General features: G+C 71.3%; 23 protein-coding genes and 3 pseudogenes. 5 read left to right on the top strand and 21 right to left on the bottom strand.

What is annotated here, in order from left to right; translation table 11 throughout:
• Positions 1 to 33: 33 nt before the first annotated feature.
• A pseudogene (locus AB5L52_RS39655) lies at positions 34 to 1020 on the top strand (D-alanyl-D-alanine carboxypeptidase family protein); the annotation flags it as partial.
• On the opposite strand, the gene AB5L52_RS39650 reads toward AB5L52_RS39655, so the two are convergent.
• The 16 genes and pseudogenes from AB5L52_RS39650 to AB5L52_RS39575 form a co-directional block, all read right to left on the bottom strand.
• A complete protein-coding gene (locus AB5L52_RS39650) occupies positions 927 to 2306 on the bottom strand; it encodes a glycosyltransferase family 87 protein (protein ID WP_369369043.1) in 1380 nt (459 codons plus the stop codon). The pseudogene AB5L52_RS39655 and the gene AB5L52_RS39650 sit on opposite strands and share 94 nt — an antisense overlap.
• A gap of 14 nt (positions 2307 to 2320) precedes the next feature.
• Positions 2321 to 3724, bottom strand: coding sequence for a polyprenol phosphomannose-dependent alpha 1,6 mannosyltransferase MptB (mptB, locus tag AB5L52_RS39645; protein ID WP_369368100.1), 1404 nt, complete (start codon positions 3722 to 3724; stop codon positions 2321 to 2323).
• Between the two features lie 162 nt (positions 3725 to 3886).
• Positions 3887 to 4816: a glutaminase gene (locus tag AB5L52_RS39640; RefSeq protein WP_351018847.1), complete on the bottom strand. Its 930-nt coding sequence runs from the start codon at positions 4814 to 4816 to the stop codon at positions 3887 to 3889.
• 80 nt (positions 4817 to 4896) lie between these two features.
• On the bottom strand, positions 4897 to 5967 hold the full coding sequence (gene galE / locus AB5L52_RS39635; RefSeq protein WP_369368099.1) for a UDP-glucose 4-epimerase GalE: 1071 nt from the start codon (positions 5965 to 5967) through the stop codon (positions 4897 to 4899).
• Positions 5968 to 6513: 546 nt separating this feature from the next.
• Positions 6514 to 7542 (bottom strand): UDP-glucuronic acid decarboxylase family protein, encoded by a 1029-nt coding sequence (locus tag AB5L52_RS39630; protein WP_369368098.1) that lies wholly within the window; start codon positions 7540 to 7542, stop codon positions 6514 to 6516.
• 289 nt (positions 7543 to 7831) lie between these two features.
• Positions 7832 to 9247, bottom strand: a complete 1416-nt coding sequence (aspA, locus tag AB5L52_RS39625) for an aspartate ammonia-lyase (RefSeq protein ID WP_351018859.1) — start codon at positions 9245 to 9247, stop codon at positions 7832 to 7834.
• 110 nt (positions 9248 to 9357) lie between these two features.
• Positions 9358 to 10374: an asparaginase gene (locus AB5L52_RS39620; RefSeq protein ID WP_351562759.1), complete on the bottom strand. Its 1017-nt coding sequence runs from the start codon at positions 10372 to 10374 to the stop codon at positions 9358 to 9360.
• Between the two features lie 40 nt (positions 10375 to 10414).
• Positions 10415 to 11854 carry an amino acid permease gene (locus AB5L52_RS39615; RefSeq protein ID WP_351018862.1) on the bottom strand — a complete coding sequence of 480 codons (1440 nt, stop codon included), beginning with the start codon at positions 11852 to 11854 and terminating at the stop codon, positions 10415 to 10417.
• Positions 11851 to 12531 carry a FadR/GntR family transcriptional regulator gene (locus AB5L52_RS39610; RefSeq protein WP_351019473.1) on the bottom strand — a complete coding sequence of 227 codons (681 nt, stop codon included), beginning with the start codon at positions 12529 to 12531 and terminating at the stop codon, positions 11851 to 11853. Before AB5L52_RS39610 ends, AB5L52_RS39615 begins: the two co-directional genes overlap by 4 nt.
• A gap of 173 nt (positions 12532 to 12704) precedes the next feature.
• Entirely contained in the window at positions 12705 to 13541 is an 837-nt protein-coding gene (locus AB5L52_RS39605; protein ID WP_351018865.1) for an undecaprenyl-diphosphate phosphatase, read from the bottom strand.
• Positions 13542 to 13614: 73 nt separating this feature from the next.
• Positions 13615 to 13989, bottom strand: coding sequence for a fluoride efflux transporter CrcB (gene crcB, locus AB5L52_RS39600; RefSeq protein ID WP_369368097.1), 375 nt, complete (start codon positions 13987 to 13989; stop codon positions 13615 to 13617).
• Positions 13986 to 14366 carry a DUF190 domain-containing protein gene (locus tag AB5L52_RS39595; RefSeq protein WP_351018870.1) on the bottom strand — a complete coding sequence of 127 codons (381 nt, stop codon included), beginning with the start codon at positions 14364 to 14366 and terminating at the stop codon, positions 13986 to 13988. Before AB5L52_RS39595 ends, crcB (AB5L52_RS39600) begins: the two co-directional genes overlap by 4 nt.
• On the bottom strand, positions 14363 to 14824 hold the full coding sequence (gene crcB / locus AB5L52_RS39590; RefSeq protein WP_369368096.1) for a fluoride efflux transporter CrcB: 462 nt from the start codon (positions 14822 to 14824) through the stop codon (positions 14363 to 14365). The genes AB5L52_RS39595 and crcB (AB5L52_RS39590) overlap by 4 nt, the downstream gene beginning before the upstream one ends.
• A gap of 89 nt (positions 14825 to 14913) precedes the next feature.
• Entirely contained in the window at positions 14914 to 15879 is a 966-nt protein-coding gene (locus tag AB5L52_RS39585; RefSeq protein ID WP_369368095.1) for an SMP-30/gluconolactonase/LRE family protein, read from the bottom strand.
• Positions 15880 to 16004: 125 nt separating this feature from the next.
• Complete coding sequence (locus AB5L52_RS39580) at positions 16005 to 16292, bottom strand: ArsR family transcriptional regulator (RefSeq protein ID WP_369368094.1); 288 nt, start codon at positions 16290 to 16292, stop codon at positions 16005 to 16007.
• A 189-nt stretch (positions 16293 to 16481) separates the two neighbouring features.
• Positions 16482 to 16811, bottom strand: a pseudogene (locus AB5L52_RS39575) (glycosyl hydrolase 53 family protein); the annotation flags it as partial.
• A gap of 73 nt (positions 16812 to 16884) precedes the next feature.
• Here AB5L52_RS39575 and AB5L52_RS39570 point away from each other — a divergent pair.
• The 3 genes from AB5L52_RS39570 (at position 16885) to AB5L52_RS39560 (ending at position 18749) form a co-directional block, all read left to right on the top strand.
• The gene (locus tag AB5L52_RS39570; protein WP_369368093.1) at positions 16885 to 17799 is read left to right on the top strand and encodes an ABC transporter permease; all 915 of its coding nucleotides are present in this window, start codon (positions 16885 to 16887) and stop codon (positions 17797 to 17799) included.
• Between the two features lie 117 nt (positions 17800 to 17916).
• The gene (locus AB5L52_RS39565) at positions 17917 to 18267 is read left to right on the top strand and encodes a VOC family protein (RefSeq protein ID WP_369368092.1); all 351 of its coding nucleotides are present in this window, start codon (positions 17917 to 17919) and stop codon (positions 18265 to 18267) included.
• Between the two features lie 83 nt (positions 18268 to 18350).
• Positions 18351 to 18749: a MarR family transcriptional regulator gene (locus tag AB5L52_RS39560; protein ID WP_351018887.1), complete on the top strand. Its 399-nt coding sequence runs from the start codon at positions 18351 to 18353 to the stop codon at positions 18747 to 18749.
• A 112-nt stretch (positions 18750 to 18861) separates the two neighbouring features.
• Here the strand turns inward: AB5L52_RS39560 and pqqB are convergent, their stop codons facing one another.
• The 3 genes from pqqB to AB5L52_RS39545 all read right to left on the bottom strand — a co-directional run bounded on the left by pqqB (position 18862) and on the right by AB5L52_RS39545 (position 21483).
• Entirely contained in the window at positions 18862 to 19758 is an 897-nt protein-coding gene (gene pqqB, locus AB5L52_RS39555; RefSeq protein WP_369368091.1) for a pyrroloquinoline quinone biosynthesis protein PqqB, read from the bottom strand.
• 84 nt (positions 19759 to 19842) lie between these two features.
• A complete protein-coding gene (locus tag AB5L52_RS39550; protein ID WP_369368090.1) occupies positions 19843 to 20955 on the bottom strand; it encodes a hypothetical protein in 1113 nt (370 codons plus the stop codon).
• A gap of 129 nt (positions 20956 to 21084) precedes the next feature.
• Positions 21085 to 21483 (bottom strand): SseB family protein, encoded by a 399-nt coding sequence (locus tag AB5L52_RS39545; RefSeq protein ID WP_351018895.1) that lies wholly within the window; start codon positions 21481 to 21483, stop codon positions 21085 to 21087.
• Positions 21484 to 22100: 617 nt separating this feature from the next.
• Here AB5L52_RS39545 and AB5L52_RS39540 point away from each other — a divergent pair.
• Complete coding sequence (locus tag AB5L52_RS39540; protein ID WP_369368089.1) at positions 22101 to 23078, top strand: helix-turn-helix domain-containing protein; 978 nt, start codon at positions 22101 to 22103, stop codon at positions 23076 to 23078.
• Positions 23079 to 23097: 19 nt separating this feature from the next.
• Here AB5L52_RS39540 and AB5L52_RS39535 read toward each other — a convergent pair whose 3' ends face one another.
• Both AB5L52_RS39535 and AB5L52_RS39530 read right to left on the bottom strand, forming a co-directional pair.
• Entirely contained in the window at positions 23098 to 23370 is a 273-nt protein-coding gene (locus AB5L52_RS39535; protein WP_351018901.1) for a UTRA domain-containing protein, read from the bottom strand.
• A 39-nt stretch (positions 23371 to 23409) separates the two neighbouring features.
• Positions 23410 to 23751, bottom strand: a pseudogene (locus AB5L52_RS39530) (allantoin permease); the annotation flags it as partial.
• Between the last annotated feature and the right edge of the window lie 246 nt (positions 23752 to 23997).

The raw sequence follows: 23997 nt of genomic DNA, 5'->3' as shown, positions 1-23997 counted from the left end.
GAGGGATACCGGACCCGTTCGTACGTTGAGCATATGATCACCGGATTCTCTCATCGGGCGGCCCTGTCGGCCTGTTCCCTGTGCGCGGCGGGCGTGCTGGCGCTCCTGCCGGCCACCGCCTCCGCCGGGCCCCGGGCCGGGGAACCCGCCCCACCCGCACCCCGGGCGGCGATGCCCGGACCGTCCCTGCTCTACGACTCCGGCACCCAGGTCCGGCCGCGCCGGGGCGCGCCCGAGGTGCCCGAGGTGTCGGCGCTGTCCTGGGTGGTGGCCGACGCCGGCACCGGCGAGGTGCTGGCCGCGAACGGGGCGCACCGCAGGCTGCCGCCCGCGAGCACCCTGAAGACCCTGTTCGCCGTGACCGAACTGCCGGCCCTGCCCGCCGCAATGAGACACACCGTGCGGAACGAGGAGCTGGCGGACATCGGCGCGGGCAGCAGCATGGTCGGCGTCCAGGAGGGTCACTCCTACGAGGTGGCCGACCTGTGGCGCGGTGTATTCCTCCGCTCCGGCAACGACGCGGTGCATGTGCTGGCCGCGCTGGACGGCGGCTGGGAGGCCACGGCCAAGCGGATGCAGGCCAAGGCACGTTCGCTCGGCGCCCTGGACACCCACGTGGTCTCCCCCGACGGCTACGACGCCGACGGCCAGGTGTCCTCCGCCTTCGACCTGGCCGTCTTCGGCCGGGCGGGCCTGCGCATCCCCGACTTCGCGCGATACTGCTCCACCGCCGAGGCCACGTTCCCCGGTGACGGATGGTCGTACGGCATCCAGAACACCAACAAGCTGCTGACCGGTGCGGGCGGGGTGGAGCGGTATCCGGGGCTGATCGGCATCAAGAACGGTTACACCACCCACGCGGGCAACACCCTGGTCGCCGCCGCCCGCCGGGACGGGCGCACGCTGCTGGTGACGGTGATGAACCCTCAGAGGGGCGGGTTCACCGTGTACGACGAGGCGCGCGAGCTGCTCGACTGGGGCTTCGACGCGGCCGGGCGGGTGGATCCGGTCGGCTCGCTGGACGGGCTGGTCGCCAAGCCGCGGCATGTGTCGCCGCCTGCGCCGGTGGCCGCGGCCGCTTCGCGGCCGGCGGCGGACGGCACGGACTGGACGGTCCCCGCCGTCGTCGCGGGACTCTCCGGGCTCGGCGCCGTGGGCGCGGTTCTGGGACTGCAGGCCAAGGGCAGGCGCACCAAGCGCGGCTGACCCGTCGGCAGACCGAGCAGCAGACCCAGCGTGATCCAGGTGTAGGTGTTGCTGCCCAGGAAGCCGCCGATGCCGGAGGCGTCGTCGAACCACAGCCAGACCACGCTCGTGCACAGCACCGCGTACAGGGCGCCCGCGATCCGCCGGTGCCCGGTGCGCAGCAGCACGGCGAAGGACGGCAGCAGCCACACCAGGTGGTGCACCCAGGTGATGGGGCTGACCAGGCAGGCCGCCGCGCCGGTGAGGGCGAAGGCGGCCGTCCAGTCGCCGGCCTTCACCGCCCCTCGGGTCCGCCACGCCCAGACGCACAGGGTCAGCAGGACCACCGTCGCCCACAGCGGGCGGCCGGTCTCGCCGAGCCGGGCCAGCACGCCCTGCAGCGACTGGTTCGAGACATAGGCGAGCCGGCCCACCCGGCCGGTGTCCCACAGCGCCTCGGTCCAGTAGAAGCGGGACGCCGCGGGGTCCGCCCAGACGGCCAGCGCGGTCGCCGCGGCGGCGACGGCCGTCGCGACACCGGCTGCCCGGCGCCGCCCGGCGAGCAGCAGCAGGCCGATGAACAGCGCGGGCGTCAGCTTCACCGCGGCGGCGAGCCCGATCCCGGCGCCCGCCCAGCGCCCCCGGCCGGTGGCCAGCAGCCGGCAGTCGCCGAGGACGAGCGCGAGCAGCACCAGGTTGACCTGGCCGAAGCTGAAGGTGTCCCGCAGCGGCTCGAACAGCGCGAGCAGGCACAGGCACAGCGACCAGCGGAACCAGCCGTGCCGCCGCCAGTCGGGACCGGCCAGGATCCGCAGGACCACCGCCAGCGCGGCCAGGTTGACGAGCAGGGACGCCACGATCGCCGAGGGCCGGTCGAGCGGGGCGAGCGGCAGCATGGCGACCGCCGCGAACGGCGGATAGGTGAAGCCGTACGACGTACCGGGCACGTGGTAGTCGTAGATCCGGCCGCCGTGGTGCACCCACGTGTGCACGGCGCCGTAGTAGACGCGCAGGTCGAAGAAGCCGCGCAGCAGCGGCACGGTGGCGGTGAACACCGTCACGGCCGCGACGAGGGCGAGGACGAGCAGCATCCGGCCGCGCTCCGTACGAGGTCGCACCAGCCCCGCGAGCCCGCTCACGCGGTACGTCCCGGTGCCGGGGCCTGGGCCGCCTGGTGGGCCTGCCACAGGACGACCACACCGAGCACCCCGCCGGAGACGGCGAGCACCAGTTGCCCGAGGTCGGCGGGGCCGCCGCTCGGCAGGACGGCGAGGGCGAGGACGCCCGCCAGAGCCGCGACCCGGTGCCGTACCGAGGTGTTCGGCGCGGCCGCGGCGATGAGGAACAGCCCCCACAGCACGTACCAGGGGCGGATCGCCGGACCGAACACGGCGACCGTCAGCAGGCTGAGCCCGAGTGCGTACACGGGTCTGAGACGTAGCCGGCGCCATATCAGCGCCACGGCGACGGCGGTGGCCGCGAGCCCGAACACATGCCAGGCCGGTACGGCGAGCGGGGCCAGGCTGCTGCCGAGGTGTTCCAGCAGGGCGCCGGTGGCGCGGCCGAGCAGGCTGGTCAGGGCCCAGTTGTGCGGGGAGACCGGGGTGCTCAGGGCAGCGATCCAGCCATAGCCGGTGCCGGCGACGGCGGTCGCGACGACGGTGGTCACGGCGGAGGCCGCCGCCGTGGTCAGGGCGGCCGGCAGCGGACGGCGGCCGGAGCGGACCCGGAGGGCCACGACCGCCAGCAGTCCGAGCGCGGCCGGCGCCTTGACCAGGGCGGCCAGGGTGACGAGGACCGCTCCCAGCAGGCCGCCGGCCGGCCGGTCCCCGCGTGCGGCGACCAGGCCGAGCCCCAGCAGTCCGAGCATCAGGGCGTCGTTGTGGGCGCCCGCGACCAGGTGCAGCAGGACGAGCGGATTGAGGGCGCCGAGCCAGAGCGCGGCGGCCGGGTCGGCGCCGCTGTGCCGGGCGAGCCGGGGCAGCGCAAGGGCCATCAGGGCCACCCCGAGCAGGGCGACCAGACGCATGCCGAGCAGTCCGGCGGGCAGTTCGCCGCGGGTCAGGCCGGTCAGCGCGGAGGCCAGCCCCAGGAAGGCGGGGCCGTAGGGGGCGCCGGTGTGCTGCCACATCGGGGCGACCTCGTCGGCGAGCGGGCCGCCGAGCTGGGCCGGGCCGTGGGCGTAGACGTCCATGTGGTGGTCGACCATGGCGCCCTGGGCGAGGTAGCTGTAGACGTCCCGGCTGAACAGCGGGGGTGCGAGCAGCAGCGGTGCCGCCCACACGGCGAGCACCAGCAGCAGGGCGCGCGGGGATGGCGGCTGCGGTCCGCGCACCAGGCGGCCGAGGAGCACCCAGGCCGCTATCAGCAGGACGACGCCGAAGTAGACCCCGACCAGTCCGAGCGCCGCCTGCGCGGAGGCGGGCGCCAGCAGGTCCTGCACGGGCAGGGCGCCGGCGGTCTCGCCGCCCAGCGCGAGGAAGGCGGTACCGGCCAGCCCGAGCAGCTGACAGCGGCGGAGATCGAAGGGAAATGCCATGGCCAACACTGGCTCAGCGTGTCAACGCCGGGTGGCCGGGAGGCGACGTTCCCTTCACCTGTGGGCGGCCCGCACGTGACCGGCATGTGAGGAACGGTGAATTCGGCACGTCAGGGCGGTCGCCGGTGCGTCCGGGAGCGAAAGGAACGACGCGATCACCGGTCAGAACACGGACAGCCCGGTGAGGGTCGTGAACCGGTCGAGGGCCGCCACGCCGGCCACCGAGTTCCCGCGTTCGTCCAGCCCGGGACTCCACACGCACAGCGTGCACCGGCCCGGTACGACGGCGATGATCCCGCCGCCGACCCCGCTCTTGCCGGGCAGGCCGACGCGGTAGGCGAAGTCGCCGGCCGCGTCGTACGTCCCGCACGTCAGCATCACCGCGTTGACCTGCTTGGCCTGGCTGCGGGTGAGCAGGCGGCCGCCGTCGGCGCGGATGCCGTGCCGGGCGAGGAAGCCGGTGGCGAGAGCCAGGTCCGCGCAGGAAGCGGTGACGGAGCACTGCCGGAAGTACTGGTCGAGCAGGGTGGGCACGTCGTTGTCGATGTTGCCGTAGGACGCCATGAAGTGGGCGAGGGCGGCATTGCGGTCGCCGTGCGCGGTCTCGGACGCGGCGACGTCCAGGTCGAAGTCCAGGTCCGGGTTGCCGCTCTCGGCGCGCAGAAAGGCGAGCAGCTCGCCGGCCGCGTCTCCGGTACGGGTCTGCAGGCGGTCGGTGACGACGAGGGCGCCCGCGTTGATGAAAGGATTCCGCGGGATGCCGTTCTCGTACTCCAGCTGGACCAGGGAGTTGAAGGGGTTGCCGGAGGGCTCACGGCCCACGTGCTCCCAGAGTTCGTCGCCCTCGCGGGCCAGGTCCAGGGCGAGCGTGAAGACCTTGGTGATGGACTGCGCGGAGAACGGCTCACGCCAGTCCCCCACCCCGTACACCGTGCCGTCGAGCTCGGCCACGGCCATGCCGAACCGGCGGGGGTCGCACGCGGCGAGGGCCGGGATGTAGTCGGCGGCCCGGCCGCGGCCCGGGGTGCGTTCGATCTCCGTCATGATGCGTTCGAGGACCGGCTGGAACTGCGAGGACATGATCGTCATCATGCCGTACTCCTGTCCTCCGGGTACTGCCGGGGGAGGCCGGTCCTCAGCGATCTACCCGGGCAGCCCGTGCCGAGGACGGGTCATCCGTCCGGGGACTCTCCTGGCGTGGGGCCGCCGGCACGCGCGCTGGGACGGGCGTAGCCGTCGGGGTTGAGCTCCTGGAACCGCCAGGCGTCGCGGCACATGGTGGTGAGGTCGCGTGTGGTGGTCCAGCCCCAGGCCGCCGCCACCGCACTGGCGTCGGCGACGAGTGCGGCGACGTCGCCCGCTCTGCGGCCGACGGTCCGGCAGGGCACCGAACGGCCGCTCACCGCCGCGAAGGCGTCGACCAGTTGGAGCACCGAGGTGCCGGTGCCCGTGCCGAGGTTGAACACCCGCATGCCGGCGCGGTCGTCGAGGTGTTCGAGGGCCACCCGGTGTCCTTCGGCGACGTCCATGACGTGGATGTAGTCGCGCACTCCGGTGCCGTCGGGGGTGGGGTAGTCGTCCCCGAAGACGCTCAGCTCCTCCCGACGGCCCACGGCGACCTGCGCGATGTACGGCATGAGGTTGCCGGGGATGCCATGCGGGTCCTCCCCGAGCAGCCCGCTCGGGTGGGCGCCGACCGGGTTGAAGTAGCGCAGGGCGAGCACCTTCAGATCCGGGAGACGGGCACAGACGTCTTCCAGGATCCGCTCGCACGTCAGCTTGGTGCGGGCATATGGATTGGTGGGCGCCACGGGACTGTCCTCGGACAGCGGCACGGTCCGCGCGTCGCCGTAGACCGAGCAGGAGGAGGAGAACACGAGCCGGTGGACCTCGTGTTCGTGCATGACCGACAGCAGTGCGCAGGTGCCCCCGACGTTGGTGTCGTAGTACTCGATCGGCAGGGACACCGACTCGCCGACCGCCTTGTGGGCCGCGAAGTGAATGACCGCGTCCACCGGGTGCCGCGCGAACACCTCGGAGAGCGCCGCCCGGTCGCGCACGTCGATTGCGTAGGCAGCGATGAGCGGCCGGCCGGCGATCTTCGCGACGCGGACCAGTGCCTCGGGAGAGCTGTTGACATGGTTGTCCACCACGACGACTTCGTAGCCGTGGCCGAGCAGTTCGACACAGCTGTGGCTGCCGATGAATCCCGCGCCACCGGTCACCAGGACCGTCTCGGGCATGAGTACCTCGTTTCGTCTGGTCGGCCGGGTGCGGCCGTCGGGGCGGCCATCCGGTTCCGGCGCCGCCGGGCGGCGGGTCATCGGGCGATGAACCCGCGTACGTACGTGGGGAACAGGAGCAGGGCCCACGCCGGCGGAAGCAGCGCGAGGAGCCCCGCGGCCGGGGGCAGGACTACGGTACGCACCGCACGGCGGCTCGGGCTCCCTGCGGATCGAGCGGTCTCCCGGATGCGCGGGGCACCCACCGTGAAAGTCGCCGTCGCCTGCGACGTCCTCGGCGTCGACGGCGAACGCACCTTGCCAGGCAGCCGAGTCCGGCGGAAGGGTCGTCCAGAAGTCCGCTCGGCGGGCGCCCGGACGACCGCGAACGCCCTGCGCGACACGGGTACTTCGAAGACGGTGTCGAAGGTGCGCAGGCGCAGCACCACGACAACGAAGCACATCGGCAGCAGCGCGCTGTTCACCGCGAAACCCGTCCGGCCGGTCCGGTACTCCGGGCGCGCCCACCACCCCGAGAACCACACCGAGGCGGCCGGCCGGGCTGGGTCACGAGGCGACCGGGGTCGCTCCGGACGGACCGGGCCGGGCTGCGGTGACACCGTCCTGCTGCCCGCCCCGGATCGCCGTGAGAGCGGCGGCGACGTCAGCCGGCCGGTCGGCGAACCAGCGCACCGTCCGGCGCAGCCCCTCCTCGATGCCCACCTCGGGGACCCAGCCCAGGCGCTCGGCCGCCCGTGCGATCACCGGTCGCCGGCGGGTGGGATCGTCGACGGGCAGCGGATGGAACTGGACCTCGGCCCGGGAGCCCGTCAGGCGCAGCACGAGTTCGGCCAGTTCGAGGACCGTCAGTTCGACGGGGTTGCCGAGATTCACCGGTCCCGGTTCGTCGCGGTCCAGCATCGCGACGATGCCGCGCACCAGGTCCTCGACATAGCAGAAACTGCGGGTCTGCTTACCGTCGCCGTAGACGGTCAAGGGCTCTCCGGCGAGGGCCTGCGCCACGAAGCTGGAGACGACCCGGCCGTCGTGCGGACGCATGCGCGGACCGTAGGTGTTGAAGATCCGGACGATTCCCGTGTCGGTTCCATGGTGGGTCCGGTAAGCCTGGGTCAGTGCCTCGGCGAACCTCTTGGCCTCGTCGTAGACGCTGCGCGGTCCGATGGGATTCACATGACCCCAGTACGTCTCGTCCTGGGGATGCACCTCCGGGTCCCCGTACACCTCGCTCGTGGAGGCCAGCACGAAACGGGCGTCGTGCCGCGCGGCAAGCCGGAGGGCGTTCTCCGTGCCGCGGCTTCCGACGGCGAGCGTCTCCAGGGGGCGTCTGAGATAGTCGGGGGGTGAGGCGGGGCTGGCGAGATGCGCCACCGCGTCCACCGGGCCCCGTACATCGATCAACCGGCTCACATCGCCTGCGACGAGTTCGAAAGCGGGGTTTTCCCGAAAGGCGGTGATGTTCGCGGGATCACCGGTGGAGAAGTCATCGAGACACACGACCTCGTCACCACGCCGGAGGAGTGCTTCGCAGAGGTGGGACCCCAGGAAGCCGGCACCACCAGTAACGGCCACACGCATGAATTCTCCTGGATTAACCTAGGATTTTCGCGGCTCCTCCTGGTGCAGCAGGTCGGCGGTCCATGTGCCAGGAAGGGAGACGATCTTCATCCAGACCGCGAATTCACCATATGAGCGTCACTAGCGCTTTTCGGAAAATTGGCGAATCGGGCTGCGCCAAACAGCCGGTATGCGCGACGACAATCGCGCGTCGCACGCCTGCGGGGTTCATCCCTGGGTGTGACGGCAGCCCGCGTGTCGGCCGGGTCCGGTGGTCCGGCGCCCTGCCGACACGCGGGCTGCCGCTGCGTCAGATGGCCGGCTCGGCAGTGCTGCCGGCGAGCACCTCCGGCCGCAGCAGGTCCGCCAGCCGCTCGGCCGGCAACAGGCCCTTCTCCAGCACCAGTTCGGCCACTCCACGGCCCGTGACGAGGGCCTCCTTGGCGATGTCGGTCGCGGCCGTGTAGCCGATGTGCGGGTTGAGGGCGGTGACCAGGCCGATGGAGTTCTCCACGCCGGCGCGCAGCCGCTCGGTGTTGGCGGTGATGCCGTCGACGCACCGCTCGGCCAACGTGAGACAGGCGCTCTGCAGGTGCGTGATGCTCTCCGACAGGGAGTGCAGGATGATCGGCTCGAAGGCGTTGAGCTGGAGCTGTCCGGCCTCGGCGGCCATGGTGATGGCGACGTCGTTGCCGATCACCTCGAAGGCGACCTGGTTGACCACCTCGGGGATGACCGGGTTGACCTTGCCCGGCATGATGGACGAACCGGCCTGCACCGGCGGCAGGTTGATCTCGCCGAGGCCCGCGCGCGGACCGGAGGACAGCAGCCTGAGGTCGTTGCAGCTCTTGGAGAGCTTGACCGCGATGCGCTTGAGCACCCCCGACATCTGGACGAAGGCACCGCAGTCCTGGGTGGCCTCGACCAGGTTGGCGGCGGTGACCAGCGGCAGCCCGGTGATCGCCGACAGGTGCCGGCGGGCCGCCTCGGCGTAGCCCGCCGGGGCGTTGAGCCCCGTACCGATCGCCGTGGCACCCAGGTTGATCTCATGGATCAGCTCGACGGCCTCGGCAAGACGGCTGCGGTCCTCCTCGATCATGACGGCATAGGCGGAGAACTCCTGCCCCAGCGTCATCGGCACGGCGTCCTGCAACTGGGTACGGCCCATCTTGAGCACGTCCCGGAACTCGACGGCCTTACGGGCGAACGAGTCCTGCAGTACGGCCATCGCCTTGAGCAGTCCACGCACCGCGAAGACCGTTGCCGTCTTGACGGCGGTCGGGTAGACGTCATTGGTCGACTGACCCAGATTGACGTCCTCGTTGGGGTGCAGATACGTGTACTGCCCCTTCTCGTGGCCGAGGAGTTCCAGCGCGCGGTTCGCCACGACCTCGTTGGCGTTCATGTTGGTGGACGTGCCGGCGCCGCCCTGGATGACGTCGACGACGAACTGGTCGTGCAGCCGGCCCGCCCGGATCTCCTGACAGGCGGCGACGATCGCGCGGGCCTTCTCGGGTGCCAGCAGGCCGAGTTCCTCGTTGGCGAGCGCGGCGGCCTCCTTGACGGCGGCCAGGGCGTCGATCAGATGCGGGTACGCGGAGATCGGCGTACCGGTGATGGGAAAGTTCTCCGAGGCACGCAGGGTGTGCACACCCCAGTACGCGTCGGCGGGTACGTCACGGTCGCCGAGCAGATCGTGCTCGCGGCGGGTGGCGGGGGCGGTCATGAGGGTGGGTCCTCTTTCTGAGGTACGGAGGTGAAAGAAAAGGGGCGCGGGGAACCGCGCGATCGACCACGGCGGAGCCGCAGATCCAGGACGGCCGATCCGGCGGCGCGCTACGCGCAAGCAGTGAACGGAACCGGATCCAGCGCGCGCACGGCCCGCACGCATCCCACCGGCTCCCCGCCACCCAACAGCGGCTCTCCCGCGAACTCGGTGAGCAGCTCCGGGTCGACGCCCGCGCGAGCGAGCGCGGCCGCCGCCACCGGAACACGCGCGCGGTTCGCCCCGTCGGCGATCTTCACGGCAATGGCCCGGCCATCGGGCAGCGCGGCAACCTGAACGCCCTCGAACCCGTCCTTGGCGAGCAGCCCCGGTACGGCCCGCATCAGTGCCGCCACATCCCGCCCCGAGCCGGAGGCCATGTCGGCGTGCGAGCGCATCGCGTCCGCGACCTGTGCCTCGGGGGTGCCGGGGGCGGCCGAGGTGATCCGGGACAGGGCGCGGGCCAGGCCGTGCAGGGAGATGGAGAACAGCGGCGCGCCGCAGCCGTCGACGGTGACGCGGGCGACCCGCTGGCCGGTCAGGTCCTCGACGATCTCCTGGATCGCCTGCTGCAGTGGGTGCTTCGGGTCGAGGTAGTCCGCCAGCGACCAGCCGTTGAGCTGGGCGGTCCACAGCATGGCCGCGTGCTTGCCGGAGCAGTTCTGGGCGAGCCGGGAGGGCAGCCGGCCCTCGCGCACCCAGGCGTCCCGGACGACCGGGTCGAACGGCATGTCGGGGACGTTGCGCAGGTGGTCCTCGGTGAGCCCGGCGAGTTCGAGGATGCGCCGGGTGCCGGCGAGGTGCCGTTCCTCGCCGGAGTGGCTCGCGGCGGCCAGCGACAGCAGTGCGCCGTCGAGCGGCAGCCCGGCCCGCAGCATGGCCACGGCTTGGAGGGGCTTGACGGCCGAGCGCGGGTAGAAGGCGGCTTCGATGTCGCCGAGCTGGAACTCCACCCGGCCGTCGGCGCCGAGGACGACGACGGAGCCGTAGTGGATGCCCTCGACGACCCCGCCGCGGACGAGGTGGGCGACGGGGGCGTGGAGGGGTTCGCGGACGACGGGTGCGTCGGCGGGGGAACTGCTGTACATCACTGCCTGCATCGTGAGTCGGGGTCGGCCGGTACGCGGGTCACGCGTCGGCGCCGGTGGAGGTGCGGGATATGCGGGCGCGGATGGCGTACCAGCCCGCGACCAGCGCTGCGACGATCAGCGGCAGACAGAGCACGGTGGTGCGTCCGGCGCCGCCGTCGGCGTACATGAGGACCAGGACGGAGGCGAGGAACGCCAGCGTCACGAGTTCGGTCCAGGGGGAGCCCGGCAGCCGGTAGGCCGGCCGGGTCAGTTCGCTGTTCTGGGTCTTCCGCCAGAAGAGCAGGTGACAGATCATGATCATGCCCCAGGTCGCGAGGATACCGATCGCCGCGAAGTTGAGGACGATCTCGAACGCGTCGGCGGGGACGACGTAGTTGAGACCCACGCCGAGGACACAGATACCGCTGGTGAGCAGGATTCCGCCGTACGGGACCTGGCTGCGGCTCATCCGCCCGGTGAACTTGGGCGCCGAGCCGCTCATGGCCATGGAGCGCAGGATGCGGCCGGTGGAGTACAGGCCGGAGTTGAGCGAGGACATGGCGGCGGTGAGCACGACCAGGTTCATCACGCCGCCGGCCGCCGGGACACCGATGTGCGACAGGACGGTCACGAAGGGGCTCTCACCGGCCTTGTACACGTTCCAGGGCAGCAGCATCGAGAGCAGGACGACGGAGCCGACGTAGAACAGGCCCACGCGCCACATGATCGAGTTGATCGCCTTCGGCATGATCTTCTCGGGGCTCTCGGTCTCGCCGGCGGCCACGCCGACCAGTTCGACGGAGGCGTAGGCGAAGACGACACCCTGGATGATCAGCAGCATCGGCAGCAGACCGTTGGGGAAGATGCCGCCGTTGTCGGTGATCAGGGACGGGCCGGGGTGGTGGCCGTCGACCGGGTGCTGGGTGACCAGCAGGAAGATGCCGATGCACATGAAGATCACCAAGGCGCTGACCTTGACGATCGCGAACCAGAACTCCAGTTCGCCGAAGATCTTCACCGAGATCAGGTTCACGGTGAGGACGACCGCGAGGGCTATCAGCGCGATCACCCACTGCGGGATGTCGGAGAACATGCCCCAGTAGTGGGTGTAGGTGGCGACCGCGGTGATGTCGGCGATACCGGTGGTCGCCCAGTTCAGGAAGTACATCCAGCCCGCGGTGTAGGCGCCCCTCTCCCCCAGGAACTCCCGCGCGTACGACACGAAGGCGCCGGAGGACGGGCGGTACAGGACGAGTTCGCCGAGAGCGCGCACCACCAGGAAGGCGAAGACGCCGCAGACGGCGTACGCGATGAACAGGGAGGGCCCGGCGTCGGCGAGCCGGCCGCCCGCGCCGAGGAAGAGGCCGGTGCCGATGGCTCCGCCGATGGCGATCATGTTGACGTGCCGGTGCTTCAGGCCTTTGCTGTAGCCGGCGTCTCCGGCGTCGACATGGCCGGACGAGGGGCGCGTCTCGTCTTTGAGGTGCTGCTCGCTCACGCCTCGGGTCCGCCTTCCGTGGGGAGGTCGTCCGTCCGCTGCGGACGCACGATGTCGGTGAGGGTCGTCTCGACGCGGTCCAGATGGTGGCTCATGGCCTCCACCGCGTCGTGTTCGGAACCGTCGACCAGCGCCTCGACGATCGCCCGGTGCTCGCGGTTGGACTGCTCGCGGCGCCCGCCCAGTTCGTTGAGGAAGGCCGACTGACGCGCCAGTGCGTCGCGGATCTCCTCGATGACCCGGCGGAAGACCGGGTTCTGGGCGGCCTCGGCCACGGCGAGGTGGAAGAGGGTGTCCATCGCCACCCACGCGGTGGTGTCCGTCTCCCGCTCCATGCGGTCGAGCAGATGGGCCAGGTGGTCCAGATTCTCCGGGGTGCGGCGCACGGCCGCGTACCCGGCGACCGGGATCTCTATGTGCCGGCGCACCTCGAGCAGGTCGCTGGCCGCGTAGTCGCCGAAGGTGGGGTCCTCGACGGCGTTCGCGACGACGAAGGTGCCCTTGCCGGTCCGGGAGACCGTGAGGCCCATCGTCTGCAGCGCGCGCAGCGCCTCCCGGAGCACGGGCCGGGACACCTCAAGGGTGCGGCACAGCTCGGCCTCGGAGGGCAGCTTGTCGCCTATGGCGTACTCGCCGCGTTCGATGGCGCCGCGGAGGTGGCTGAGGACCGCTTCCATGGCGCTCACACGCCGGGGACCCAGACCACCTGTCTGGCTGTCTGACAGGTTCACGGGAGCGATCCTGCGGGTTGCGTCAGGGAACTGTCAAGACACCCCGTAAAGGAAACATTCACGGGGTGCGGCGCCTGAATGCAGGCATCCGCACCCCGTGGGTGATCAGGAGGGTTCGGTCAGGCGTCGAGCACACCGGTCGCGAGCAGGCCGAGCAGTCCCACGCCGATGATGATGCGGTAGATCACGAAGGCGTTGAAGGAGTGCTTGGCGACGAACTTCAGCAGCCAGGCGATGGAGGCGTAGGCGACCACGAAGGAGACGATGGTGCCGACGGCCAGCGGAGCGGCGCCCACGCCCGCGCCCAGGGCGTCCTTGAGCTCGTAGATGCCGGCGCCGGTGAGGGCCGGGATGCCGAGGAAGAACGACAGGCGGGTGGCGGCGACGCGGTCCAGGTCCCGGATGAGCGCGGTGGACATGGTGGCGCCGGAGCGGGAGAAGCCGGGGAAGAGCAGGGCGAGGATCTGGGAGCAGCCGACCCACATCGCGTCCTTGAAGGACGTGTCGTCCTCGCCGCGCTTGTGCCGGCCCATCTGGTCGGCCGCCCACATCACGCCCGAGCCGACGATCAGCGAGGCGGCCACCACCCACAGGGAGCCGAGCGCGCCGTCGATCAGCGGTTTGGCGGCCAGGCCCACGATGACGATCGGGATGGTGGCGGCGATCACCCACCAGGCGAACTTGTAGTCGTGGTGGTAGCGCTCCTCGCGGTTGACCAGACCGCGGAACCAGGCGGAGACGATCCGCTTGATGTCCTTGAAGAAGTACACGAGCACGGCGGCGATGGCGCCGACCTGGATGACGGCGGAGAAGCCGACGACGGACTTGTCGTCGACCGGGATGTGCATGAGTCCCTCGGTGATCTTCAGGTGCCCGGTCGAGGACACCGGGAGGAACTCGGTCACCCCCTCGACTACTCCGAGGACGACGGCTTGACCGACGGAGATGGCGCTCATGGGATCCAGTTCTGAGGAGTGTAGGTCGACAGTGTTGTAGAAAGTACTTGCTGTGCCCGGCCGTATCGAAGCGCTAGGCCCACAGCACTCCGGCGAGCGAGACACCGGCGAAGGCCGCGGCGAGCCCCGCCACCACACTCGCGACGACGTTCACGGCAGCGTAGAGCCCGGAGCCGGCCTCGGTCAGCCGCAGCGTCTCGTAGGAGAAGGTCGAGTACGTCGTCAGGGCGCCGCACAGCCCGGTGCCCAGCAGGAGTTGCAGGTGAGGTCCGGCGGCCCCGGCGGAGGCCGCACCGGTGAGCAGCCCGAGGATGAGACATCCGGTGACATTCACCACGAAGGTGCCCCAGGGGAACACCGAGTCATGGCGGGCCTGCACGGCGCGGTCGGTGAGATAGCGCAGCGGTGCGCCGACCACGGCTCCCGCGATCACCAGCAGCCAGTTCACAACGACTTCTTACCCTTCGGGTCCATGCCGCGCGGACCGCCCGTACGTCCCACGTACCGGACGACCTCGCACTCCTCCAGCGTGACCAGGCCCTCGTCGACGAGTTCGTCGAGCTGCGGCAGGAACGCCCGTACGCGCTCCTCGGTGTCCACGACGACGACTGCCACGGGCAGGTCCTCGCTCAGGGACAGCAGGCGGGAGGTGTGGATGCGGGAGGAGGCGCCGAAGCCCTCGATGCCCCGGAAGACGCTCGCCCCGGCGAGTCCGGCCGTGTGTGCGCGGTGCACGATCTCGGAGTACAGGGGCTTGTGGTGCCAGGTGTCGTCCTCGCCGATGTAGACGGTCAGCCTGAGGGCGCGGCCGGTGAGTGACGTCATCGCTGCCTCCTGATCAGCACGCGGCGGGCGGCGACCGAGGCGAGCCACACCGCGGCGAGGGCCGCGCACAGTGTCGCGGCGAGATAGCCGAGCCCGAGGCCGGGGCGCCCGGCGTCGACCAGCCTGCGGATGTCGACGGCATAGGTGGAGAACGTGGTGAAGCCGCCGAGGATGCCGGTGCCGAAAAAGGGGCGGACGAGGCGGTGGGCGGCCCACACCTCGGTGATGAGCACCATGAAGACACCGATCACCGCGCAGCCGACGGCGTTGGTCCAGAACGTCGCCCAGGGAAAGGAGCCGGGCGGCGTGGGCCAGACGAGGGTGAGCCCGTAGCGGGCGCAGGCGCCGAGGGCGCCGCCGAGGGCGACCACCGCGACGACGGGTGCCTGGGTGCGCCACTCGGACCGCCGCCCTGGCGTGGGGCGGACACGGAGGCTCTCGGCTTCCGGGGCTGTCATGTGCGTGCGTCTCCTCTTCGGCCGGTCCCGAGGGGGTGTTCGGCCCGCCCCTACGGGTGATCACGGCCGGGCACCAGCCTACCGCCGGGTCAGCGGGCGGTGGTCCGGGCGCAGACCGCGACGCCGGGCTCCCGGAGGCTGCCGAGGACGAGGTGGCCGCCGGTCGCGCAGACGGCGGTGAGCATGCGGAAGCCGGAGCGGCGGCGGACGAGGTGCCGGACGGTGCGGCCCGTGTCGTCGAGGGCCAGCACCCCGATCGTTCCGCTCGGGCGGTAGGGCGCGTGGACGGCGGCCCGGGCGGCTGCTGCGCGCACGCCGGGCGGGGTGCGGTGCAGGAGGTGCAGCGGCGGAACCCTGGGGCTGGCGAGCGCGACCCAGATCGGGCCGTCGGGGCCCTCGCGCCAGAGGTTGTCCGGCATGCCGGGAAGCCGGGCGAAGAGGTCGGCGTGGCCGGCGCGGGGGCCGGTGAGGTGATAGCGGGTGAGACGGCAGGCGCCGGTCTCGGCGATCACCAGGAAGGAGCCGTCGCCGCCGGCCGCCAGGCCATTGGCGAACTGCAGCCCGTCCAGCAGGACTTCGGGCTCAGCGCCCCCGGGCGGAAGGCGCAGCAGCCGTCCGGTGCCGGTGTGCTCGACGATGTCGCCGATCCAGTGCTCCAGTGGGTAGCGGCGGCTGGAGACCGTGAAGTACACGGTGCCGTCCGGCAGGGCGACGACGTTGCTGCAGAAGCGGAGCCGCTCCCCCGCCGCCGAGTCCGCGAGGACACGGACGGTGCCGCGGCCGCGGCCGGGGTCGACGCGCAGCAGGCCGCGTTCCGCGTCGCACACCAACAGGCCGCCGTCCGGCAGCAGTTCGAGTCCGAGGGGACGCCCGCCGGTCTCGGCCAGCACCTCCACACGGGCCGTCCGCGGGTCGCCGAGGTGGTGGAGGCGCAGGATCCGGCCGTCCTCCACTCCGGTCAGTACGCGCCCGTGTGCGTCGGCCACCACGTCCTCGGGGCCACGGGCGCCGAGGGAGACGTAGTGGAGCGGGACAAGTCCAGTGGGTCGGTCCATGCGCGGTGCCCTCCGCCGTCGGTCGGCATCTCCCGCCTGCCGGCCGGGGGTGTTCGCCGAGCTCTCTCCCTCCCGTCATCCTGCCCCGCCCTGCCCGGTCCGACGCCGGCTCACCAGCGCCTTCCTCACCACCCCTTCTCGAACACGCGCGCCACCTCGGCGATGCGGATCTCGTCGCGCCGGTAGTAGGTACGGCACCGCAGGCGGCGGGTGCGCAGCACGCCGAGCCGGGTGAGGAAGTCCAGGTGGGCGCGGGCGGTGCGGCGACGCACGCCCAGCTTGGCGGCCACGGCACGCGCGGTGACTCCGGTCGCGACGGGATCCCGGCGAGCGGGCGCCGGGAAGTTGGCATCTGGGTCCTTGAGCCATTCGAGAATCGTCTGCCGCATCCGGCCCGAGGGGGTTCCCATCATCCGTCCGCCTCCGTCCCCGACCTCCTCGTACGCAGTGTCACCACTGTGGCCCGGGCGACGCCGCCGCGTCCGGCACTCGGTGACCGTTGTCCGGTACCGAACGGCCGTGCGACCCAGGGGTGTGCATATGACCCCGGAAAATGGGGGAGACCCGGCCGCCCCTTACGGCCGGGCCCCCTCAGCTGTGGTTCAGCGGTGGCTGAACCACGTCATCGAGGACAGCGCCTTGTCGTCGTAACCGAACAGGGCCTGGTTCTCCCAGCCGTTGCCGGAGCCGGCGTCGGTCGGGTCCCAGCCGTTGCCGGTGACGGCGGTCCAGGTCGCCTCCCAGGAGAAGACGCCGAGGCCGCGGCCGTCCGGGACGGCCTCGACGATGCTCGCCACGTCGTTCAGCCACTTGGTCTGGCCGGCCACGGTCGCCGGGTAGCCGGACACCAGTTTGACGGTGGTGTCGATCTGGTTCTCCAGCGAGTCGTTGTTGGCCAGGGTGAAGGGATAGGCCGTCTCGGCGACGAAGACCCTGTTCGGAGACCGCGGCAAGGGTGCGTACGACGTCACGGTCTACGCAAGCGACTACGTCCACGGCAGGCAGGTGCTGCCGGTCCGCGTCGACCGCGAACTTCAGTCGCTGCTCGGCTCGTTGCCAGGCGCGGCGCGGGTGACGGCCCGTGGGGACGAGGATGCGCGGATCGAGGGTTCCGCACAGAGGGTCACCTTCGAGGGCAGGCGCGGGCCGGACCTGCCCCTGGGCGACGCGCTCGTCCGGGGCCGCTGGATGCACCGTCCGGGAGAGGTCGTGGTCGGCTCGGCCTTCCTGCGCCGCAACGGGGTGCACATCGGGGACCACCTCCGGCTACGCAAGAGCGGCCGCCAGGAGGAGGTCACGGTGGTCGGCGAGCAGATGCAGGAGAACGACCGGGTGGTCGCCGGCACCTGGCCGACGTTCACCGCGCTGGTCCCGGACGGCAAGGCGTTCGCCTATCACGTCAAACTGCGTGAGGGCACGGACGGGACGGCGTACGCGCGCGCCGCCCGAGCCGTCGACACGGGGCTCAGTACCCAGCTGACCGGCCCGAGCAACGGCGCCGAGACCATCATCGGCTCGGCGGCCGCCCTCACCCTGATGCTGGCCCTGGTCGCCTCCCTCGGTGTGTTCAACACGGCCGTGCTCAACACCCATGACCGACGTCGTGACCTCGGCATGCTCAAGTCGATCGGCATGACCCCGCGCCAGGTGACGGTGATGACGGTGACGTCCATGGCGGTACTCGGCGTGATCGGGTCGGTGCAGGGCGTCCCGCTGGGCATCGCCGCCTACGAGGTGGTCGTCCCACGGATGGCCGCGGGGATCGACCTCACTCTGCCGTCGTACATGACGGACGTCTGGCACGCGCCGAAGCCGGCCGGACTTGCGCTGGCGGGTCTGGTGATCGCCGTGGTGGGCGCCCTCGTCCCCGCCCGGCGCGCGGCCCGGCTCACCGTTGCGGAGGTGCTGCACAACGAGTGAGCCACGGGGAGCCCGCAACCGGTCAGGATCGAAGAAGCCGGAGCGGGCTCCCCGGTCCTAGCGTGAAGTGCACCGACGGAGAACCCGTCGGGCCACGCACCTCAGAAGGAGAGTCCCATGACCGCCGGCGTGCAGACGATCATCTACCCCGTCAAGGACAAGGACCGTGCCAAGGCCCTGTTCACCGCCCTCCTGGGCGTCGAGCCGTACGCGGACGAACCCTATTACGTCGGTTTCAAGGCCGAGGGACAGGACGTCGGCCTCGACCCCAACGGGCACGCGCAGGGCCTGACCGGGCCGGTGCCGTTCTGGCACGTCACCGATCTTCGCGAGCGCCTCGCGGCCCTGCTGGCGGCGGGCGCCGAGCCCGTCCAGGACGTGCGGGACGTCGGCAACGGCAGGCTGATCGCCTCCGTGAAGGACCCCGACGGCAACCTGATCGGCCTGCTCCAGGACCCGGTCGCCTGAGCTGCGGCCGCCTGTTCGTACCCGCTCACACCCGCACTAGTTGCACACTCAATGATTGGCTGGATCGGTGCTACGGTGCGGGTATGGCAGTCAAGACGGCCGACGCCCGGCTCGAGGAACGGTGGCGGGACATCCTCGCCGTACACGCGCACACGATGTGCGAGATCGACCGGGCCCTGCACCCGCACGGGCTGGGCGCCAGCGACTTCGAGGTGCTGGACATCCTGGCGTCCGAGTCGCCCGCGGAGGGTGACCAGTGCCGGGTGCAGAACCTGGTCGGCCGGGTCCATCTCACCCAGAGCGCGCTGTCCCGGCTGATCGGCCGACTGGAGAAGGACGGCCTGGTGGAGCGCTCGGTGTGCGCCGAGGACCGGCGCGGGGTGTGGGTGGCGCTCACCCCCAAGGGCCGTGCGCTGCACGCCGAGGTGCAGCCGCTGCAGCGCGCCGTGCTGGAGCGCATGCTCACCGGGCAGGAACGTTAGACGCGGGCTCACCAGGCGGGAACGATAGACGCAGGCTCACCGGGCGGGAACAGCGGAGACCGCGCGGGAACGTCCGCGACCGCGGGCAGGGACGCACCGGCCGGCAGGGAGGTCAGAGCAGCAGCTCGGCCCCGTCGGGCAGTACCTCGACGCCCTCCTCGGCGATCCGCGCACGTGCCGGTGAATCCGGGTCGAGCAGCGGGTTCGTGTTGTTGAGGTGGGTGTAGATCCGGCGCGCACCGGGATGGCGGGCCAGGGCCGCGAGCGTGCCGTCCCGGCCCGTGACCGGCAGGTGTCCCATGGCGGCCTGCCCGGCACCGGAGCGCACCGCCGTGCCCATCTCGTCGGCCGCGAAGAAGGTGCCGTCCAGCAGCACGCAGTCGGCCTCGGCGCACAGCTCGTCCAGCTCCGGACTCCAGGCGCCCACGCAGGGCGCGTACACCAGCACTCCCCCGCTGGCCAGATCCTCCACGCGGTACGCCGTCACCCATGGGCCGCCGGCGCCGGGAACCTGCGCCGGTACGTACTTCGGGATCTTCGCACCCACCGGATGGGCCGTGACCACCAGTCCCCCGGCCAGCACGAATCCGCCGTCGGCCAGGCTGTCCGCCCACTCCCAGGGGGCGTAACGGTCCAGAGCGGCGCGGGCCGGACCCAGTACGGCGCGCACCGGTGCGGCGGCGTAGACCTTCAGGCCCGCCGCTCCGCGCAGCTCGGCCAGGCCGGTGACGTGGTCCGCCTCGGCGTCGGTGAGCAGGACACCGCGCAGCGGGGTGTCCCGGGGACCCGGGCCCGGCCAGAGCGCCGGGGTGGCGGTGAGCTGGGTGCGCAGATCGGGCGAGGCGTTCAGCAGCCACCAGTCGCGGCCGTTGCCGGTGACGGCGGCGCACTCCTGGGTGCGGGAGGGCAGCTTGCCGTCCCGGGCGGCCGTGCACAGCGCACAGGCGCAGTTCCACTGCGGGAAGCCGCCCCCGGCGGCGGTGCCCAGCAGGACGACCCTCACGACCATCGGCTCCTTCGCACGCGTCCGGACCTGCCTCGGACCGGTCTTGGACCTGTCTTTCGCTGGGATCTTCCCGCCACGGGCCGGGGACTATCCGGTGGCGGGGGGCAGTTCCGGCCGTCCTTCGCCGGGCCGCCGGTCGGCCGGACGCGCGGGCGGGATCGGCCCGCCGGGGAAGTCGCGGGGGCCGGTCCACAACGCGGGTACGGCGTCGCAGCGGCGGCACAGTTCATAGGCGATCGCCTCGTAGTTGACCCGCCAGCCCTGGAAGTGCGGCCAGGCCTCCTTCGGCGACCGCTCGGCGTGGAACCCGGCCGACTCCAGCATGGCCACGGCGGCGTCGAACTCGGCGAAGGTCAGCCGGATCGTGGCGTCCGGCGACGGGTCCTCGTCGAACGGGAAGCGCAGGGCGCGGGCGATGTCGCGCAGCGCGGTGAAGCCGGCCCGCAGCACCAGCCGGGCCTCCGGCGGGGCGAGCCGCGGTTCCAGGGCCAGCTGCATCGCCGCCGCGTCCATCACCGCGACGAGTCCGACCAGCCAGCTGCGGTGCGGGCGCGGGGAACGGAAGGTCAGCAGGATGGGGTACGTCGAGTGGCTCTCGCCCATGTCCGCGGCGAGCCGCTCCCAGGCCCGGTACAGCTCGGGCAGCGCCCTCTCGGTGTCGACCAGCCACTGCCGGGCGAGGATCTCCGGGCCCCACGCCGGCTCGCCGGCCCGCGCCTGGAGCAGGGTGACCTCCAGTTCGCGGCGGTTGTAGGCGGCGTACAGCGTGGGCAGGTAGGCGATCTGCAGGGCGATCAGGACCGGGCCGGTGGCCGCGGCGACGAAGTCGAGCACCGACAGTTTCAGCCGGGCTCCGCCGGCGAAACCGAGCGTGAACAGGCTGGACCCCGCCTCCCGGAACGCGGTGGTCCAGGACAGCGGGGACAGCGAGTACAGCAGGAGGCCGAAGCCGAGCAGGGCGCCGCTCAGCCAGCTGGCGAGCATGCCGATGAGCATCAGCGGGGCGAGCCAGGTCTGAGCGCGGTCCATCGCGGCGTAACCGCCGCGCAGGGCTGTGCGCCGCAGAAGTCTGCGCAGGCTCCACCACAGGCGGAAGACCAGCGCGGAGTAGAGGCCTCTGGGGACCACCAGCGTGCGAAGGATGCTGCTGAGGACCAGTACGAGGACCAGGGCCCCGGCCGCGCCGGAGAGGTATTCCATGGGGCTATTTTTGCGCCCACGGTGTGGGGGATCGGATGTGTGCGCGGGTGCGGGTCCGTCGTGGCTTCTCGCACCCACGCCGCGGAGCCGCATGTCGACTCGGCCCCGCGCTCCTTTCAGAGCGCTCGCTCACCGGGCCAGCAGCGTGCGCACCCCCTGTGACGTGAGCGTCAGGGCGTGCGAGGAGTTGCCGTCTATGGCCAGGGAGAGGTCCTCGTCGGGCCATTGGGAGGCGAGGGCGCCCAGCGGGATGAGGCGGTAGCGGGAGACGAACGGCAGTAGTTCGACCATCTCGCCCTCCGTGGTGAACACGGGGACGACCGGCTCACCGCCGGGCTGTTCGAGGACGGGCAGGGCCACGGACGTGGCATCGGCGCCCTCGCCGTCGATCGCGTCGTCCGGCACGGGTACGAGCACGTCACTGTGGGCGAGGACGTCCAGCGCGCCCTGGTCCTCCGCGTTCTCGGCCAGCGCGTCCAGTGCCTGCTGGGCCGGCGTCGGCAGGTCGTCGTGTGCGGGTGTCTCCATGGCAGATCCCCAGGTAGCGGCGGCCGTACGGGCCACCCGGGGGCGGATCCGCGCCCGGGCGTGCTCGATGCTCGCGTACCCGTCGGGCCGTGGGACATGCGTGCGGACGTACGGGAGATCCGGTGGTGGTCCGGCCTACGAGGTGGCCAGGGACGGTGAAAACCGGCCAGTAGGGGCAGTCCGACGCAGCTCCGGCACGGCCCTGGTCGCGTGCCGCCGAGCCGGCCGGTTGCGGCCCCTGGGGCGTCTGTGCGGTGGGCGACGTCACGATGGTGTGGCCCCGCACCCTCGAACCAGGTGCGGGGCCGCATACGTGCCGATCGTTCAGGTCAGGTGGTGCCGCCGTACTTCGGCGAGCACACCGGCGTGGAGCCCACCGCCACCGCACGGCATGGAGCAAATGCACGCCTCACCCCCGTCGAAGCCTGATTTCGCTCACCGCCCGTGCGGGCGCCTCGATCGCACCGTGCGACCAGTTTCCCCGGCGAGAGGATCTACGTCGTTGGCGCAGAGTGCACAAACGAGTTTGCAGTCGGTGCAGTAGATGCAGATATCGACTGTTGGCAGCGGTGCCGAGCCGTTCGGCGCAGGCATGGCAAACGAGCAAAGGTGTGGGTGTGCTGAACGAGACGGTGTTCCGGAGTGAGGACGTGCCGCCGGCCGACCGGTTCGGGTACTGGGCGGAGCGGCTGCGGAAGACCCACGCTCCGGTGACACTGAGCAGCAAGCACACCCACGATTTCCGTTTCACCCAACGCGTGCTGGACCTCGGCAGCGTGTCTCTGTGGCCTGCCACCTTCGAGCAGGTGACGATCCGGCGGACCCCGAAGCTCATCCGCCAGTCCGACCCAGAGCTCTACCACATGTCTCTCGTCGTGATGGGGACCGGAGCGGGCACATGGGACGACGGCGAGGCCACGTACCGCCCCTCCGACCTGCACATCAACGACTCCGCGGTGCCCTGGGAGATCCGCACCGGCGCGGAACCGGTCACCGCGCTGGGACTTGAGATTCCCAAAGCGCTGCTCCCCCTGCCGCGAGCCGTGTCAGGACGCCCGTTGCCGCGGCTGGTGACGAGCCGGGAGGGGACCGGTGCGCTGCTCTGCGACCTGCTCACCCGACTGGCTTCGCACCCCGACCAGTTCCAGCCGTCGGACGGTCCCCGCCTGGGCACGGCCGTGACCCACCTCGTCGCCGCCCTGTTCGCCCACCTCCTGGAGGCCGAGAAGTCACTGCCTCCGGAGACCCACCAGCGTGCCCTCATCCTGCGCGTCAAGAACTTCATCCGCCGGCACATGCACGACCCGCAGCTCACACCGAGCGTCGTGGCCGCGGCACACCACATCTCCGTCAGCTATCTGCACCGCCTCTTCCAGGAGGAGGAGATCACGGTCGCGGCCTGGATACGCCGGCTGCGCCTGGAGGCCGCCTGCCGCGACCTCGCCGACCCGGCACTGGGTGATGTGCCCATTCATGTGATCGGCACCCGCTGGGGATTTCCGCGGGCGGCGGAGTTCAGCCGCGCCTTCCGGTCCGCCTACGGCATGCCGCCCAGGGACTACCGGCACCTGTCCCAGACCTCGCCGGCTCTCTGACCGGACGTCGCACGGCGGGTCAGCCGAGGCTGAGGGTCAGCTCGACGTGGGTGGGGTCGAGCAGGGCGACGGCGTGCTCGGCGAAGGAGTCGTCGGCCGCCCGGGTCGTCCGGCGCTTGTGCAGGAACCAGTCCCCCGGTGCGCGCCGCACCAACTCCGCCTCGCGGGCGTCGACCGGCCGCCCGGAGACCCGCTGTTCTCCTTGGTCGGGCCGCAGCCCGGCGGGTTGCAACAACTCGGCGAGCGAGTCCTGGCCGAGGCCGTTGGCGGGCAGTTCGCGGATTCCGGGCACCGGCGACAGAGGGCTGCGCTCTTACGCCACCACGCTGGCGAGGACGGCGCCGCCGACCAGGCAGAGGACGGCGACCACGGCGAACGGCACCAGGAACCAGGTCGGCAGGATCGTGGTGAGCGCGCCGATCGGGTCGGCGGCGATGGACTGGCTCAGCTTCGGGGGGGAACCGGCCAGCGGCAGCCCGGAGACCAGCAGGAGCAGGGGGGCCACGGAGGCGCCGGAGGTGGTCCAGCCGATCACGCCCCGGCTGGACGAACTCCGGGGCATATAGCGTGAGTAGTCGGCGCCAGCGTTGACCCAGCCGAGGCCGAAGCCGGTCATCATGAACATCAGGGCGCCGATGAACTCCTGCGCGGATCCGTCCGGGAGGGCACTGACCGCGCTCCTTCGTTGAGTCGAGCCAGTCAACTGAGTAAGTGCGGCCAACTGACCAGGCAGGGCAGGCTCACTGACCCATCGAACACGCCCTGGGCCAGGAAGGCTGGATAAGTGCCGACTGTGAGGCCTGAGAACGTGAGGAGCTGGCGGGGCTTGAGACAAGTGAACGCGGCTGGTGCTCTGACCGGGAAGGTTCGCCGGGTTGGGCGTTGTGGCGGTTGGATGTGCGGTGACGTCCGATCCGCT

The sequence above is a fragment of the Streptomyces sp. CG4 genome (genome assembly GCF_041080655.1).
In the GTDB taxonomy this organism is placed as follows: domain Bacteria; phylum Actinomycetota; class Actinomycetes; order Streptomycetales; family Streptomycetaceae; genus Streptomyces.
This window is presented reverse-complemented; position numbering and strand designations above follow the sequence as displayed.

Excerpts from the sequence above, each read along its gene's own strand:
- mptB (WP_369368100.1), bottom strand. The coding sequence starts at position 3,724 with ATGGCATTTCCCTTCGATCTCCGCCGCTGTCAGCTGCTCGGGCTGGCC.
- AB5L52_RS39640 (WP_351018847.1), bottom strand. The coding sequence starts at position 4,816 with ATGATGACGATCATGTCCTCGCAGTTCCAGCCGGTCCTCGAACGCATC.
- galE (WP_369368099.1), bottom strand. The coding sequence starts at position 5,967 with ATGCCCGAGACGGTCCTGGTGACCGGTGGCGCGGGATTCATCGGCAGC.
- AB5L52_RS39630 (WP_369368098.1), bottom strand. The coding sequence starts at position 7,542 with ATGCGTGTGGCCGTTACTGGTGGTGCCGGCTTCCTGGGGTCCCACCTC.
- aspA (WP_351018859.1), bottom strand. The coding sequence starts at position 9,247 with ATGACCGCCCCCGCCACCCGCCGCGAGCACGATCTGCTCGGCGACCGT.
- AB5L52_RS39620 (WP_351562759.1), bottom strand. The coding sequence starts at position 10,374 with ATGTACAGCAGTTCCCCCGCCGACGCACCCGTCGTCCGCGAACCCCTC.
- AB5L52_RS39610 (WP_351019473.1), bottom strand. The coding sequence starts at position 12,531 with ATGGAAGCGGTCCTCAGCCACCTCCGCGGCGCCATCGAACGCGGCGAG.
- AB5L52_RS39605 (WP_351018865.1), bottom strand. The coding sequence starts at position 13,541 with ATGAGCGCCATCTCCGTCGGTCAAGCCGTCGTCCTCGGAGTAGTCGAG.
- AB5L52_RS39595 (WP_351018870.1), bottom strand. The coding sequence starts at position 14,366 with ATGACGTCACTCACCGGCCGCGCCCTCAGGCTGACCGTCTACATCGGC.
- crcB (WP_369368096.1), bottom strand. The coding sequence starts at position 14,824 with ATGACAGCCCCGGAAGCCGAGAGCCTCCGTGTCCGCCCCACGCCAGGG.
- AB5L52_RS39585 (WP_369368095.1), bottom strand. The coding sequence starts at position 15,879 with ATGGACCGACCCACTGGACTTGTCCCGCTCCACTACGTCTCCCTCGGC.
- AB5L52_RS39580 (WP_369368094.1), bottom strand. The coding sequence starts at position 16,292 with ATGATGGGAACCCCCTCGGGCCGGATGCGGCAGACGATTCTCGAATGG.
- AB5L52_RS39565 (WP_369368092.1), top strand. The coding sequence starts at position 17,917 with ATGACCGCCGGCGTGCAGACGATCATCTACCCCGTCAAGGACAAGGAC.
- AB5L52_RS39560 (WP_351018887.1), top strand. The coding sequence starts at position 18,351 with ATGGCAGTCAAGACGGCCGACGCCCGGCTCGAGGAACGGTGGCGGGAC.
- pqqB (WP_369368091.1), bottom strand. The coding sequence starts at position 19,758 with ATGGTCGTGAGGGTCGTCCTGCTGGGCACCGCCGCCGGGGGCGGCTTC.
- AB5L52_RS39550 (WP_369368090.1), bottom strand. The coding sequence starts at position 20,955 with ATGGAATACCTCTCCGGCGCGGCCGGGGCCCTGGTCCTCGTACTGGTC.
- AB5L52_RS39545 (WP_351018895.1), bottom strand. The coding sequence starts at position 21,483 with ATGGAGACACCCGCACACGACGACCTGCCGACGCCGGCCCAGCAGGCA.